Below are 14,520 nucleotides of genomic sequence, written 5' to 3'. Positions count from 1 at the left end.
AAGGATTTTTTTAATGGATAAAATATCCGTAATAGTACCTGTATATAATGTAGAACCGTATATAAGACAAAGTTTAGATAGCATTGTTAATCAAACATACAAGAATTTGGAAATAATATTGACGGATGACGGTTCACCTGATAATTGCGGTAAAATATGTGATGAATATGCATTAAAAGATAACAGAATAAAAGTTTTGCATATTAAAAACAGCGGTCCTGCCGTAGCAAGAAATGCGGGACTTGATATTGCAACCGGTGATTTTATAGGTTTTATAGATCCGGATGATTATTTTGAACTTGATATGTATGAAACACTATACAATGCAATTACAAAAACAAATGCCGGATTAGTTGTTTGCAATTGGTATAAAGGAACCGAAAACAATTGGACTAAAAATACGGATTTTCCCAACAAAGAAATTTTAACTTCAAACGAAGCTTTCGAATGTTTTTATAACCATATGTATGTTTGGAACAAACTTTACAGAAAAGAAGTTGTTGGTAATCTTAGACAGATAGAAACTTATGCACAGGATGTTTATTATACTTTGAATACTTTTAAAAGAATAGAAAAAGTTGTTTGTATTGATAAATGTTTGTGCTATTACAGAATGAATCCTACATCAAGGCAACATACAAAAAAATTTAAGAAAAATTTTTTGGAGTTTTTAAAAGTTTCCGATATGGAAATGGAGTATGCACAAGAACAAGAATTGTTTGATTTGAAAAACAAACTGTGTAATTTTAGATTAAATATTGTATCCCAATGGCTAACTTTTATAGCATCGGAAGAAACTCCCGATATTGAAAGCGTAAAAATATTATTGGAAGATTTGAAAAAAAATAATTTCAGTTTTTTTAAGTCAAAATTAAGTTTTAAAATAAAACTTTTTATTGCCGGTTGTTTTTTCAATTTTGGTTTGGTAAGCAAAATTTATAAATTAATAAAAGGCAAAAAAACAACCGTAGTCAGATAATCTTTCCGAAAATTTCGTAACTTATAAAAAAGATAATAATAGTTTGACATTTTGAGTTATTAGGTATATAATAACCTAAAAATGAAACATTGCAACGGATTGGCTTGGTTAAAACCTTGAAAATCCCGGGGCTGGAAAATAAAACAAACTGTTCGGTATTTCCTAACAGTCGGTACAATGAATTTTATTTTGAGCCTCTTTTTGCAATGTGCAAAAAGAGATTTTTTTATTTCAGGGTAAAAGTATGGTAAAAAACGACGAAATAAGAATAGCGATTATAGCAATAGTTATTGAAGATAAATCTAAATCCAATACGGTAAATGCTATATTGCACGATTATTCGGACTTGTTTGTAGGCAGAATGGGTATTCCGTTTAAAGAGAAAAAGATGTCGGTTATTACACTTATTGCACAAGGTACTAACGACAATATTTCCGCTCTTACCGGAAAACTCGGAAGGGTGGAAGGCATTACGGTTAATTCGATGCTGACGAAAAAAGTTGCGAAGTAACTTTTTTCATCGTCGTTGGTTGTTGGTTGGCATTCAAAGGATTTACAGATTTTGTAGTTGTTAGTCGTTGTCGTTACTTGGCACACAAAGAGTTTTCAAGTTTTTGCTTAGTTACTAAAAAAATTAAAAATACAACAAATCGCGAAGCGATTTCAAAGACCGAAAGATTTGTTAGTGAGACGAAGAATTTTCAGAATGCAGTGTACTAAGATGTCAGCGAAGCGATAAAGTACATAAATTATGAAAATTCGAAGTTGTAACTAAAATATTTCGGTCGCTATAAACATAAAAAGGAGTTTGATATGAGTTCTTTAGAAAAATACAAGAAAGAATTAGAACAATACGATAAAATGGAAAAGGATTTTATCGACGATGATTTAATATGGAAACAATTAAATGCGGCAGAAAATCCTACAAAAGAACAAGTCCGGAAAGTGTTACAAAAAGCAGATAACTGTGTTCGCCTTGAACCGGAAGAAACCGCAATTTTAATACAGAATAAAGATCCTGAAACTATAGAAGAAATGTATCAACTTGCATATAAACTTAAACACGAGGTTTATGCAGACAGACTCGTTTTATTTGCTCCGTTATATTGCAGTGACGAATGTGAAAACAAATGCAGATATTGCGGATTCAGATGCGATAATACCGCAATGAAGAGAAAAACTTTAACGCAGGAAGAAGTTGCCGAAGAAGTTAAAGTTATGATAAACGAAGGTCAAAAAAGAACCGTTTTGGTTTACGGAGAATCGGCCAACACTACCGTCGATTATATGGTAGATACAATAAGAACGGTATATGCAACAAAAACCGATAAAGGTGCAATAAGAAGAGCAAATATTAATGCCGCTCCGTTATCCGTAGAAGAATATAAAAAGTTAAAAAAAGAAGGTATCGGAACAATACAGGTGTTCCAGGAAACTTACCATCACGAAACTTATAAATATATGCATCCGCAAGATACAATAAAAGGTCATTACAGATGGAGACTTTATTGTATGGACAGAGCATATCAGGCAGGTTGTGACGATATGGGACTTGGTGTGTTGTTCGGTTTATACGATTGGAGATTTGAAGTTATGGGGCTTTTGTATCACACAATACATTTGGAAAAAACATTTAACGGTGTAGGACCTCACACAATATCGTTTCCGAGAGTAACACTTGCAAATTCCACCCCGTTAAGTCAGCACTTAAAATATAAAGTCAGCGATGAAGATTTTAAAAAGTTGGTAGCAATAATAAGACTTTCCGTTCCTTATACAGGAATGATATGTACGGCAAGAGAACCTAAAAAAATAAGAGACCAAGTTATAAAACTCGGTGTATCTCAAATGGATGCCGGTACAAGAATAGGAGTAGGTGCTTATGTAAAATCTAAAACAGCCAACCAATTGAAAGATGCCGAACAGTTTACCATAAACGATGAAATATCGTTAGATGCTTGTTTAAAATCTATTTGCGAAATCGGTGAAATCCCCTCTTTCTGTACTGCATGTTACAGAGCAGGCAGAACCGGTGAAGAATTTATGAAATACGCTAAAACACAATTTATACATAATTTTTGTATGCCGAATGCAATTCTTACATTTAAAGAATATATTGTAGATTATGCTTCAAAAGAAACTGCGGAAATCGGGAACAAAGTTATAGATAAATATCTTAAACAGCTTGAAGGAACAGAATATTACAATAAAATTCTCGACGGAATTAAACAGATTGAAAACGGAAAGAGAGATGTGAGATTTTAGAAGATTAGAAGATTGGAAGATTTGATGCAAACATGTAAAAAACGATGGATAAAAATTATCCATCGTTTTTTTATTATAAATTTATATTATTATTGTCATTCCGCACTTGATGCGGAATCTCGGCTTGTTGTCGTTTCCATGCATCCATGCATCTATACGTCAAAAAAAATCGTATTACGATTTTTTTATGCTTAATGTTATTCCTAAAGCAACTACTGCTAAAGCTATTAAAACTAAAAACGGAACCGTGTATCCGCCGGAAACAGCTAAAAGATAACTTTCAAGTGATGCTATAAGTGAAGCTATTAACAAATTCAAATTAAATACGGAATAATTTAAATTATAATTTTTCTTACCGAAAAAGTCTGCAATAAATGCCGCGGATATTGTCGGGCAACAACCGAAAGATAAACCTACTATACAAAGACCTGCAATACACAAAATAACGGAAGAATTCATTACGGCAACCAATATAACGATTCCCGCAATTATGGTTAACACATCCGCATATATCATTGTTTTTTTACAACCGAATTTATCAAATATCAAACCGCAAATAATTCTTCCCAACCCGTTACAAACCGATAATACGCCGACCATTGTTACGGCTAAAGTTTCTGCAAGTCCGCTTGCAAGAGAAATATCTTTTGCAATGGATATTACCGTGTTTCCGCAAGCTGCCAAAAATGTTATTACAAGCAATGCTTTCCAAAAAGAAATACTTTTGAGCATTTCTGCCAACGTATAATCTTTAACCTGTAATGCGGCTGTATCTGCTGCTTTGGCGGTATTATCAAATACTCTTGTTTTTAATATTAATGCACAAGCAAACAAAACTATAAACAAACAAATACCGATGGACAAATATGTGTTTCTCCAACCGAAATTTGCATTTGCTATAGTTTTAGCTGCAATAGAACCGATAATTAAAGAAGATGCTCCGTAACCCATAAGAAGCACACCGGAAGAAAAGCCTTTTTTATCCAAGAACCACTGATTTACCGTCGATATTATGTTGTTGTATGCAATACCGATACCAAGACCGCAAATTATTCCGTACCAAACATACAACATAGATATACTGCTACCTGAAAGGAACGATGTAAAAATAAAGCCCGCTCCGGAAAGGATTGCGGAAATTATTAATGTGTTTCTTAACCCTATTTTTTTGTTAAGCAAGCTGCCCAAAATTCCGCCCAAGCAGAAAAAACTCATTGTAAGTGTAAAGTTTACCGTAAGTTGCGGAACCGTCCACCCGAAATTTTGTGCCAAAGGAACTTTTAATATAGACCAAGCATAAACTGTTCCGGCAAATAAAAGTGCGATTGTTCCGACGATTAAATACAAATACCTTTTTGAATTGTTCATTTTTTCCCTTCCCGTATGTTTTTAAAATATTGTCCTTATTATATAAAAGAAATGTTTTTTTATACAAACAAAATATATTTTTGATTCTTATATTTTTTATATATATTTTCCCGTTATACTGTTTTTGTTTTCGGCTATTTGTTTCGGTGTTCCGCAGGCAACAATTTTTCCTCCCGCTTCACCGCCGCCCGGTCCCATATCAATTATATAATCGGCATTTCTTATAACATCCAAATCGTGTTCTATAACTATAACCGTTGCACCGTTATCTATAAGGGATGCAAAAACTTTAAGTAATGTTTGAACATCCAACGGATGCAACCCTATTGTCGGCTCGTCAAACACAAAAACGGAATCCGATTGTGTTTTGCCCATCTCGCTTGCAAGTTTTAATCTTTGTGCTTCTCCGCCGGAAAGACTCGGAGTTTCTTCCCCTAACGTAAGGTAACCCAACCCTAAATCCTGCAAAATTTTTAATCTTTGATAAACGGTTTTCATATCTTTACAAAACGGAAGAGCTCTGTTTATATCCATATCCATTAATTGCGGAAGAGATAAACTTTCACCCGATTTATTTATATGTTTTATGTTGTATGCTGTTTTTGCGTATCTTGAACCGTGACAATCCGGACAGGCAATATCCACATCCGGCAAGAACTGAACATCAAGGCTTATACTGCCTGTTCCGTCACAAACAGGGCAACGCAGGTTTCCTGTATTATAGGAAAAGTCACCTGCTTTATACCCTGCTTTTTTAGCATCCTGCGACCTTGCATATATTTTTCTGAGTTCGTCATGAACATCGGCATAAGTTGCCACCGTCGAACGGACATTTATACCTATAGGTGTTGCATCTATAAGTTTTATATGTTCTATACCGTCTGCTTGTATCGATAAAATATGTTCGGGAAGTTTTTTGTTTGAAATTTTTGATTCAATCGCCGGAACAAGACTTTCCAACACCATAGTAGTTTTTCCCGAACCGGACACTCCGGTAACTACGGTAAGTTTTCCTTTGGGAATCTTTACTTCCAACGGTTTTACCGTATGAATGTTTGTCGTGGATAAGTAAATTTTTTCTTCGGAAAATATTTTGTCCGTATCCGAACTTTTGTTTAATTTTATACTTTTTTCTTGTGAAAGAAACGGTCCGATTAACGATTCTTTTTTCTTTTTTATGTCATCAATTGTTCCTTCGGCAATAATTTGTCCACCGTTGGATCCGGCATAAGGACCGAGTTCAATAAGCCAATCTGCTTCTTTTAAAATTTGCATATCGTGGTCAACCAATATTACGGAATTACCGTCCGCAACCAAATCGTGCATAACACCTTTTAATCCCACTATATTTGACGGATGTAACCCTATTGAAGGTTCATCAAGAACATACAAAACACCTGTCGTTCTGTTTCTTACGGCACGGGCAAGTTGCATTCTTTGTCTTTCCCCGGTGGAAAGAGTATATGCTGCTCTGTCTAAAGAAAGATAACTCAACCCTAAATCCATTAACCTTTTTGCAACCGTTTGAAAAGATTCGCATATACTTTTTGCCATAGGTTTCATTTCCGCAGGTACCCAAGAAGGAACTTCGTTTACCCAGTTCACAAGGTTTGATAAAGTCATTTTACAAACTTCATCAAGAGTTTTTCCCATAAGTTTAGGCGCTCTGGCAGCTTCGGATAACCTTGTCCCCAAACATTTGTCGCAAGGTTCTTCCTTTAAAAACTTTTCAACTCTTTTCATACCTTTTTCGTCTTTAACTTTTGCAAGAGCATTTTCTACAGTATAAACGGCATTATAGTATGTAAAATCGAGTTCTGTTGCAACATTTGTATTTTTTGCTTTATAAAATATATGTTTTTTTGTCGCGGGTCCGTTATAAACAATATCTTTTTCTTTATCTGTTAAATCTTTAAACGGAACATTTGTTCTTACACCCATAGCTCTGCAAACATCCGTCATAAGGCTCCACATAAGACTGTTCCACGGAGCAACGGCACCTTCATCTATTGTAAGGGTTTCGTCCGGTATAAGAGAAGCTTTATCTACTGTTCTTACGGTACCAGTTCCTTCACATTTTTTACAGGCTCCCTGACTGTTAAATGCCAACTCTTCCGCCGACGGTGCATAAAAATGTGCTCCGCATTGCGGACAAAAAAGCTCTTTTTCAGCGGCAACGGCAAGTGTAGGTTGTAAATAGTGTCCGTTGGGGCATCTGTGACTTGCAAGTCTTGAAAACATTAAACGAATACTGTTTAAAAGTTCTGTTCCCGTTCCGAAAGTGGAACGAATTCCGGGAACTGCAGGCCTTTGATGTAATGCAAGGGATGCAGGAACATACAAAACTTCGTCAACATCCGCTTTTGAAGCTTGTGTCATTCTTCTTCTTGTATAAGTTGAAAGAGAATCCAAATATCGTCTTGAACCTTCGGCATACAAAACACCCAATGCAAGTGACGATTTTCCCGAACCGGACACTCCCGCAACGGCAACAATTTTGTTTAACGGAATATCCACATCCACATTTTTTAAGTTGTGAACTCTTGCACCGCGAATTTTAATTTGTTTAGGTTCTTGATGTATGCTCATACAGTATTCCTTTAATGTTTTAAGTATATCACTATTATTATATATTATTAGAACAGCAGTTTGAAAACGGCAGCGGTAAAAGTACAATTGCAAAGGAATTATTACAAGAACAAAAATTAGAGTATATCAATGCAGATGATATAGCGAAAGAATTAAACCCTACAAATATTTCAAAAGTAAAAATTTCTGCAGGGAAAGAAACAAAAAGAAGAATAGAAAAATGCTTTAAAGAAAAATTGTCTTTTGCAGTAGAAACAACATTGTCAGGTAACAACTATATTAAAACATTTGAAAAAGCAAAAGAATTAGGATATAAAATTATTTTACTTTATACTTTTGTTGATAATTCAAAAATTTGTATTGAAAGAATTAAAGTGAGGGTTAAAAACGGCGGACATCCTGTTCCTGACGAAGATGTTATTAGAAGATATAAAAGAAGTATTTCAAATTTTTGGAACAAGTATAAAAATTTGGCAGATGAATGGAATTTGTATTATAATGGTAACGATAGTTCAACTATAGTAGCACAACAAAATAGTAAAGATGACATTGAAATATTGAATGAAAACTTATATACTTTGTTTAGGGAAAATTTATGACAAAAACAAGTATTAATCTTACCAGAATAGTTGCTAGAGCGGTTAAAAAAGCTCAAGAAAAAAATACCCGAAAAGGTATTCCTAATGTTTATTGCTTGAACGGAAAAATTGTGTATCAACTTCCGGACGGAACAATAACGGAAAAATCCCCTTTTGAAAACAAGTAGAAGATGACTAAATCATTGAAAAGTAAAATTTTTGATAACTGGATTGCGGCAATACTTATTTTGCCGGTAAATGTTTTAATTGTAATACCGGCTGTTTTGCTTTATTTAACTGATTTTACTTTTAACCATCCAAGTATACTCCAAATCATTTTCAGCTTAATTACGGGCATTATCGGCTTGTTTTTTGCCAGTTGGAGTATGTTAACCTTTAAATCTAAAGGGAATGGTACACCTGCTCCATGGGCACCTCCGCAAAATTTTGTTGTGACAGGTCCTTACAAGTATGTTAGAAACCCTATGATAAGCGGTGTAATATTTTTACTTTATGCGGAATTTTGTTTAACAAAATCGGTAGCATTGTTTTTATGGTTTTTAGCTTTTACTTTTATAAATCTTTTCTATATTCATTATGTGGAAGAACCGCAACTTAGGAAACGGTTCGGAAAATCTTATGAAGAATATCTAGAAAAAGTCCCCTGCTGGATTCCAAGTTTCAAAAAATTTAGAAAATTTTAATAATATAGCGACCTTAATATTTTGGTTATAATTTTGCAACTAACTCAATCGAGTATGCCCTTACGGGATCCATATACACTTCATTCGTTAGTTGCTTCATTCTAACACAAAATCTTAAGGTCTTTAACGACAAAGGCAAAACGACAACTGCAAAAACTTGAAAACTCTTTGAGATCAACCAACGGCAACGGCAGAAACGGCAAAAAATTAGTTTAATTCCGGTGGTAGTGTTTTCTTTTTGGTGAAAATAACTCGAATCCAACCGATGATGATAAATAATATTTCAAAAAATCCTAAAAAATTACCAGCCAAATCCGTACCATCAGATAATCCTTCGGTTGCCTCAGCAATATCACTTGCTATTTCTGGAGTCATAAAGCTTGATAAAAGAAGACCAGTGGCAACACCAATAATAAGTGAAACTATGAACCATATTGTTGCAGTAATTATTGCCCATTTTTTCCCGGTAAAAATGGCTATTAAAGCAAACACCATTATTGCAATATCACCCAGCATTTTTTCTCCCTATATCTGTTTATAGTTAAAATATAATATTTTTCTTTTTGTTTGTAAATGTGAATTTAGCTTATGCCTTATAGTTTAATGAATCGCCTTCTCAAGGCGATACCCCATGGTTCAAATCCCAGTTTTTGAGAGTTGATTTTGTTTTTTAAAAAAGAAGATCTAATAATTAGACTATATGCTAAATAAAAAAACAATACTAGAGATAGAATTAATTTATTCAAAATTATATTTCTATTTTAATTTTAATTCGTATTTTTTTTAATCATATTCCTAATCATTTTTTAATTCAATTTGTGGAAAGCCACAAATTTCAAGCACTATATTGATAATTTTTAAAATATAAAATTCGGAATAAGGATTTACTAAATGATCTTCTATATAATAATTTTCAGTATCTTTTTCAAAATGGCAAATATATTTATCTGTAATTCTTTTTATTGCTTTTCTGATAGTAAAAATTTCTTCAGTATCTCCTTTTTTTTCTATCTTCTCTAGAAATTGAGAATCTAAAAATTTTTCCAATTGTTTAAATTGTACTTCTTTGTTATTTCTAATTAAATAATTTTGAAAAGAATATCGTTCTGTATATATATATTGTTTTTTACCCTTGTCCAATACTCTATCTAATATCATAGCTCTAAATTGAACCAAGATAGAATCAAAATATACATAGAACTCTTGTTGCGATGATTCTGGATCACCAACAAAGCTTCTCATTTCTTTAAACTTATTAGCTTTAAAATATAAAAAATACAGATTTCTAAAAAATATATTATTTTCACTGATTATTTCCAATTCTTGAAACCCATTTTCTTTAAAATATGTTAGCATTTCTTTATTCATTTTTTCCTCCTGAAAAAATTTTATAGTTAAAATATAATGTTTTTCTTCTTGTTTGTAAATATGAAAAACTTTAAGTTCGCTTCACATTGCCGGATGTTAACTTATTATCATAAAGATTCTTTTATTACATCTTGTAACTTTTTAAAAAAATTATTTATATGAAATTCATTTTTCTCATCTTCACAATTTTTATCATACATAACAGTTAAATGATGGTTTGTATCAAAATGAGATTTATTTTTATCAAATTGTCCTTTATCACATATATATATTACAGGTTTTCCTAAACCTTCACCGTAACCACCTTCCCAATAAGCACCATTATTAGTATCCGACAAGTCAACGATCAAGAATTTAGAACTTTTTATTCTTTGTCTTAAATGGTCATCTATCAATCCAGCTTGTTGCCTGTCCTGTAAACTTTCCAATTGATATCCAATTTTTTCTAAACTATTTTTCATTTTATTTATCAAATCATCGGTTATAAATTCTGATTCAAATTGCATAGCAAGAAAAGCTTTGTTTGAATTAGTTTTTCCTATCTTCAACTTTTCATATTCAATCCATCCACCAAAAGTAAAAGAATAAATATTAATTTTTCCATATGCTTGTTTTAACAAATTTCTCTCAAGCAAAGCTCCAATAATAATATCTAAAGCTGTTATGCTTTCTGACCCCACAATAGATACTAATTCCTTGTTTCTTTCAAAAAATTCTCCTTGTTTAAATTTATTTCCACAATACAATATTAAATTTTCCATTTGTTCTATAATATTTGGCAATGTTTTATTTTTTAAGATATTTTCTACCCAAGTTTGTGTTGCTTCAAACCAATCATATTGAGATTTATTCATCGTATTTCTTTTCAAATAATATCTAAGTAAAGCTTTCTGTTCTTCATATTTTGATTTATTTATTAATTGTTCATAATGTTCAGAAGAAAAACCTGTTATAAAATAATGTCCACAAACTGGACAGATAACATCCCTACCTAATTTATCAATATTGGTACTAACTTCTACTTCACTACCACAAAAAAAACAAATTTCTTTATTTATCATATTTTTATTCTCCATATTTTAAATTTAACATCACTTCATTGCTTACATCAAAAATTTATTTATTATTAATATAATCTTTATAACTTAAATGTTTTATTTGCCGATATTATGTTTTATTAAAGACTTATATTCACTACACATTATATCGTTATACAACTTTACAAAATGAATAGTTCTGTACAAGGATAAACAAAATAATAGTAATAAGATAAGTATATAAATATATCCCTTATAAGTTCCTATAGCTATAAAAACTAAACAAAGAAAACTCATACAAATTCCTCTCATTAGTCCATATTGTTTATTAAAAATAGTTAGCTTTTCCATTCTATTATTGTTTATTAATATATCAATTATTTCTGTATAAGTTTTTTTGATTTTTTCTTTTTTTAATATAAAATCGGTATATTTTTGTGGACTATATACAAAATCTTCAAAGATGTTACTTATTCCCTGTAATATATTACCTATACAAAAAGAAATAATAATAAATAATACTGCAACTCCAAAATTAAATATTTCTAAATTAGAATATATAGATGGAATTACAAAATATAAACCCACAATAAATAATGCTCCTGGACAAACTATTCCTGAATATTCATATATATTAATTTTTTCCATAAACCAAGACTCCTAATACATTATTTAATTTTTATGCTTCCTTTGTAGTAACAACCATTTAAAGCACAACCAATCCTATTTTCGTTATAAAAGCAAATAAATTTTAGGTTATATTTTATATCGGAAGTATAAATATGTAATACATTCCCTTCTTCTTCAAAAGTAATATCACCTGCAGAATTTTGTGTAATTGTATTATATCCGTTATAATAATTTAGATTTTCAGATGGAGCTTCACCAACGATGATAAGTTGAGGATTAATTTGTTCTAACCATTCTATCGGCAAAGAACCAGATTCTCTACCATGATGAGGAGCAAATACAATAGTAGCCCTTGAAAAAGAAATATTATTTTTTATTTTATTCATAAAATCTGTTTCAAGATCGCCGAACCAAAGGAATGATGCAGAATCTTGTATTGCATATCTTATTATAGGAGATATATTATTTTGCTCACCCCAACTATTGTCTAAATTATCTATTACTTTATTAAATTCTCTATTATTTTCATCTGCCCATAATATAGTTATTCCAGAAGAATCTCTTTCTTCATTTCCGTCATTTAACCATCTTCTTCTACATCCTTTTTTTAAATAAAAAGAACTTTTTCCATCTCTTAAATTACAATATGTTTCAAAATCTTTTCCACCTTCAGGATTGTTAGAATTATTTTTTACACAATAAAAATTTTCAATTTCTATTTCATTTGACAAATTTGTAATACCACATATATGGTCATCATCTGGATGTGTTGATATAAATCTAAATATACCTTTCGTTTTTCTTATATTTTTAAGTTCTTCTAATATTTTTGCTTCTCTTTCTTCATTTAAACAACAATCAATTATCGTAAAATTATCTGTATTATGATTAATATAAAACATATCTCCTGGTTGATTTTTCCTACTACTAACTGCAAAAGATTTTACTATAGCCATATAAAACTCCTTTAAAATTTTAATAATTCTATTCAGATTTCAATATTTTTTGTTTATTGAAATAAACAAGATTTAAGGAAAGAATCTATGTTGATTCTATTTGAAGTAATTTATCTTTGTTTATTAAGAATGCTACTTTACATCGTGTTTTTTTGAATTTGTTTTTAGCATATAACATTTCTCCTTTCACATTAATGTGATAATAAAATTACAATCTCATTGAAGATTGATAAGAAATTTGGAAATATGCTAAAATACTCTTGTTGTGGTGAATATGTTTAACATATTCCATATAAAAACACATCTGTTTACTGCCCTAACAGTTTATAGGTGTGTTTTTCATTTTTACTTTCAATTTAATCACCTCCTCTATTATGCTACATTGAAATTAAATAATTTTAAAAGTTTAATTTCATAATCCTTATAATATTGTGAGCCAAATTGTAACCATTTTTGATAATAAGAATAAGCATAATAAGCAGCTTCATAACTTACATCAAAAATATTAGCAATATCAATAGGATTATCAAGCTTTAGTTTATGAACAAGAACAGGAGGAACAAGTGCATATTTGGCAAAAAAATTTACTTCCTTTTCTGCTAATTCACTATCTTGTAAATGTCCTAATACTATATGCCCTATTTCGTGTAATATAGTGTTATTAATTCTTCCATAACTTTTTTCATCATTGTAATAAATGCAATTAATCTTTCCTTTTTTATATAAAAAACCATCCTCGCTTACTTCATATGCTAAAAGCCTATTCTTTTCATTAAATGAAGAATATGGCCTTACGGATACACCCATTTTTATAGCTATTTCAAAACCATTTACTGGTATACAATTAACATCATACCTTTCAAACATATCAACAACAATTTTTTTAATTTCTTCATATCTATTATCTAATAAATTAATTCCCATTATTCACCTCTAAATAGAGCCTCTATTATCTCTCTTTTATGTTCTTTAGTCATTGAATTTGCATTTCTTGCAACTAATCTTATAATTTCATTCTGTGTAAGAGCATCTTTTTCTATGCCAAGTAAAAAATCTGATGTTGTGTGAAGAGCGGTAGCAATATTAGCTAATATTTCCGGTTTAGGTTCTCGTTCTCCAGAAATATAACGAGATACTACAGCTTCTGTTAATCCTATTTTGGTAGCAAGTTCTTTTTGTGTCATTTTATTGCTTTTTAAAACCTCCTGTATTCTATCTCCTAAGTTTTTTTTCATAATTACCTGCTCCTTTTCAAATTATTACCTTGCTAACAACATTTTTTATTGTATATTATTCTTGACAGATTGTCAAGTTTTTTGCAAATAATTGACATGTGGTATTCTTAAAATTAATTGTTAGTTAAAGTTATTGATAGAAAAAGTTTTAATAAAATTGCTGACGGTTATTCGGTGGACTTTTAGGATTCTTGCTATTGCGGATTTAGAGACTTTATTCCGTAATAGTTCTTTTATTTTATGTTCCTTACCTGTTAGCTTTAAAACCTTATTTTTACTGCCTATTGGTCTTCCTAATACTTTACCTTCTGCTTTTAATCTTGCTAATGCTTCTTTTGTTCTTTGTGATATTAAGTTCCTTTCTATTTCTGCAGATAATCCAAAAGCAAAAGCCAATACTTTACTTTGAATATCTGCACCTAACCTATAATTGTCTTTTATAGTCCATACTTGAACTTCTTTGTTCATACATTGATGTAAAATACTCATTACCTGTAATAAGTTTCTGCCTAATCTTGATAACTCTGAAGAGATTACAATATCCCCTTTCTTCAAGTGTTTTAATAACTTTCCTAACTTTCTTTTATCTAACTGTTTGGTTGAACTTATTGTTTCTTTAACCCAATAATCAATATGGATGTTGTTCCTCTTAGAGAACTCTTCAATTTCAAATTTTTGATTTTCTGTTGTTTGTTTGTCTGTACTTACTCTAATGTAGCCATAAATCATTTTTCCACTCCTTTGTTATAAAAATTAGTATTTTCCTTATAACAAATTTAGCCTATATTTATTGAGGGTTTGATATAGTCAT

The 14,520-nt window shown here is 30.9% G+C and carries 16 protein-coding genes; 6 read left to right on the top strand and 10 right to left on the bottom strand.

The window, feature by feature from the left end; translation table 11 throughout:
• Positions 1 to 13 precede the first annotated feature (13 nt).
• The 3 genes from B2Y85_RS03000 (at position 14) to hydG (ending at position 3,244) form a co-directional block, all read left to right on the top strand.
• Complete coding sequence (locus tag B2Y85_RS03000) at positions 14 to 979, top strand: glycosyltransferase family 2 protein (RefSeq protein ID WP_372518994.1); 966 nt, start codon at positions 14 to 16, stop codon at positions 977 to 979.
• Between the two features lie 244 nt (positions 980 to 1,223).
• Positions 1,224 to 1,490 (top strand): TM1266 family iron-only hydrogenase system putative regulator, encoded by a 267-nt coding sequence (locus B2Y85_RS02995; protein WP_372518993.1) that lies wholly within the window; start codon positions 1,224 to 1,226, stop codon positions 1,488 to 1,490.
• A 302-nt stretch (positions 1,491 to 1,792) separates the two neighbouring features.
• Complete coding sequence (hydG, locus tag B2Y85_RS02990) at positions 1,793 to 3,244, top strand: [FeFe] hydrogenase H-cluster radical SAM maturase HydG (RefSeq protein ID WP_372518992.1); 1,452 nt, start codon at positions 1,793 to 1,795, stop codon at positions 3,242 to 3,244.
• 174 nt (positions 3,245 to 3,418) lie between these two features.
• Here hydG and B2Y85_RS02985 read toward each other — a convergent pair whose 3' ends face one another.
• Positions 3,419 to 4,612, bottom strand: a complete 1,194-nt coding sequence (locus B2Y85_RS02985) for an MFS transporter (protein ID WP_372518991.1) — start codon at positions 4,610 to 4,612, stop codon at positions 3,419 to 3,421.
• A 96-nt stretch (positions 4,613 to 4,708) separates the two neighbouring features.
• On the bottom strand, positions 4,709 to 7,201 hold the full coding sequence (locus B2Y85_RS02980) for an excinuclease ABC subunit UvrA (protein WP_372518990.1): 2,493 nt from the start codon (positions 7,199 to 7,201) through the stop codon (positions 4,709 to 4,711).
• Between the two features lie 41 nt (positions 7,202 to 7,242).
• Here B2Y85_RS02980 and B2Y85_RS02975 point away from each other — a divergent pair, with 41 nt between their 5' ends.
• The 3 genes from B2Y85_RS02975 to B2Y85_RS02965 are packed head-to-tail and all read left to right on the top strand — an operon-like array spanning position 7,243 to position 8,483.
• Positions 7,243 to 7,800, top strand: a complete 558-nt coding sequence (locus B2Y85_RS02975; RefSeq protein ID WP_372519309.1) for an AAA family ATPase — start codon at positions 7,243 to 7,245, stop codon at positions 7,798 to 7,800.
• Positions 7,797 to 7,967 carry a hypothetical protein gene (locus tag B2Y85_RS02970; RefSeq protein WP_372518989.1) on the top strand — a complete coding sequence of 57 codons (171 nt, stop codon included), beginning with the start codon at positions 7,797 to 7,799 and terminating at the stop codon, positions 7,965 to 7,967. Before B2Y85_RS02975 ends, B2Y85_RS02970 begins: the two co-directional genes overlap by 4 nt.
• Before the next feature lie 3 nt (positions 7,968 to 7,970).
• Positions 7,971 to 8,483, top strand: a complete 513-nt coding sequence (locus B2Y85_RS02965) for a methyltransferase family protein (RefSeq protein ID WP_372518988.1) — start codon at positions 7,971 to 7,973, stop codon at positions 8,481 to 8,483.
• Positions 8,484 to 8,690: 207 nt separating this feature from the next.
• On the opposite strand, the gene B2Y85_RS02960 is transcribed toward B2Y85_RS02965, so the two are convergent.
• The 8 genes from B2Y85_RS02960 to B2Y85_RS02925 all read right to left on the bottom strand — a co-directional run bounded on the left by B2Y85_RS02960 (position 8,691) and on the right by B2Y85_RS02925 (position 14,438).
• Positions 8,691 to 8,999 (bottom strand): hypothetical protein, encoded by a 309-nt coding sequence (locus tag B2Y85_RS02960; RefSeq protein WP_372518987.1) that lies wholly within the window; start codon positions 8,997 to 8,999, stop codon positions 8,691 to 8,693.
• A 279-nt stretch (positions 9,000 to 9,278) separates the two neighbouring features.
• Positions 9,279 to 9,851 carry a hypothetical protein gene (locus B2Y85_RS02955; protein WP_372518986.1) on the bottom strand — a complete coding sequence of 191 codons (573 nt, stop codon included), beginning with the start codon at positions 9,849 to 9,851 and terminating at the stop codon, positions 9,279 to 9,281.
• A gap of 107 nt (positions 9,852 to 9,958) precedes the next feature.
• Positions 9,959 to 10,912, bottom strand: a complete 954-nt coding sequence (locus B2Y85_RS02950) for a hypothetical protein (protein ID WP_372518985.1) — start codon at positions 10,910 to 10,912, stop codon at positions 9,959 to 9,961.
• Positions 10,913 to 11,005: 93 nt separating this feature from the next.
• Entirely contained in the window at positions 11,006 to 11,536 is a 531-nt protein-coding gene (locus tag B2Y85_RS02945) for a hypothetical protein (RefSeq protein WP_372518984.1), read from the bottom strand.
• Between the two features lie 20 nt (positions 11,537 to 11,556).
• Positions 11,557 to 12,474, bottom strand: a complete 918-nt coding sequence (locus tag B2Y85_RS02940; protein WP_372518983.1) for a hypothetical protein — start codon at positions 12,472 to 12,474, stop codon at positions 11,557 to 11,559.
• Between the two features lie 372 nt (positions 12,475 to 12,846).
• A complete protein-coding gene (locus tag B2Y85_RS02935) occupies positions 12,847 to 13,398 on the bottom strand; it encodes an ImmA/IrrE family metallo-endopeptidase (RefSeq protein WP_372518982.1) in 552 nt (183 codons plus the stop codon).
• Positions 13,398 to 13,709, bottom strand: a complete 312-nt coding sequence (locus B2Y85_RS02930) for a helix-turn-helix domain-containing protein (RefSeq protein WP_372518981.1) — start codon at positions 13,707 to 13,709, stop codon at positions 13,398 to 13,400. Before B2Y85_RS02930 ends, B2Y85_RS02935 begins: the two co-directional genes overlap by 1 nt.
• 120 nt (positions 13,710 to 13,829) lie before the next feature.
• On the bottom strand, positions 13,830 to 14,438 hold the full coding sequence (locus B2Y85_RS02925) for a master DNA invertase Mpi family serine-type recombinase (protein WP_372518980.1): 609 nt from the start codon (positions 14,436 to 14,438) through the stop codon (positions 13,830 to 13,832).
• Positions 14,439 to 14,520 lie beyond the last annotated feature (82 nt).

Origin of the sequence: Candidatus Ruminimicrobiellum ovillum (assembly GCF_002392975.1) — a bacterium.
Taxonomy (GTDB): domain Bacteria; phylum Elusimicrobiota; class Endomicrobiia; order Endomicrobiales; family Endomicrobiaceae; genus Ruminimicrobiellum; species Ruminimicrobiellum ovillum.
The sequence above is the reverse complement of the archived record's forward strand: the minus strand, read 5'-3'. Positions and strand labels throughout refer to the sequence as shown.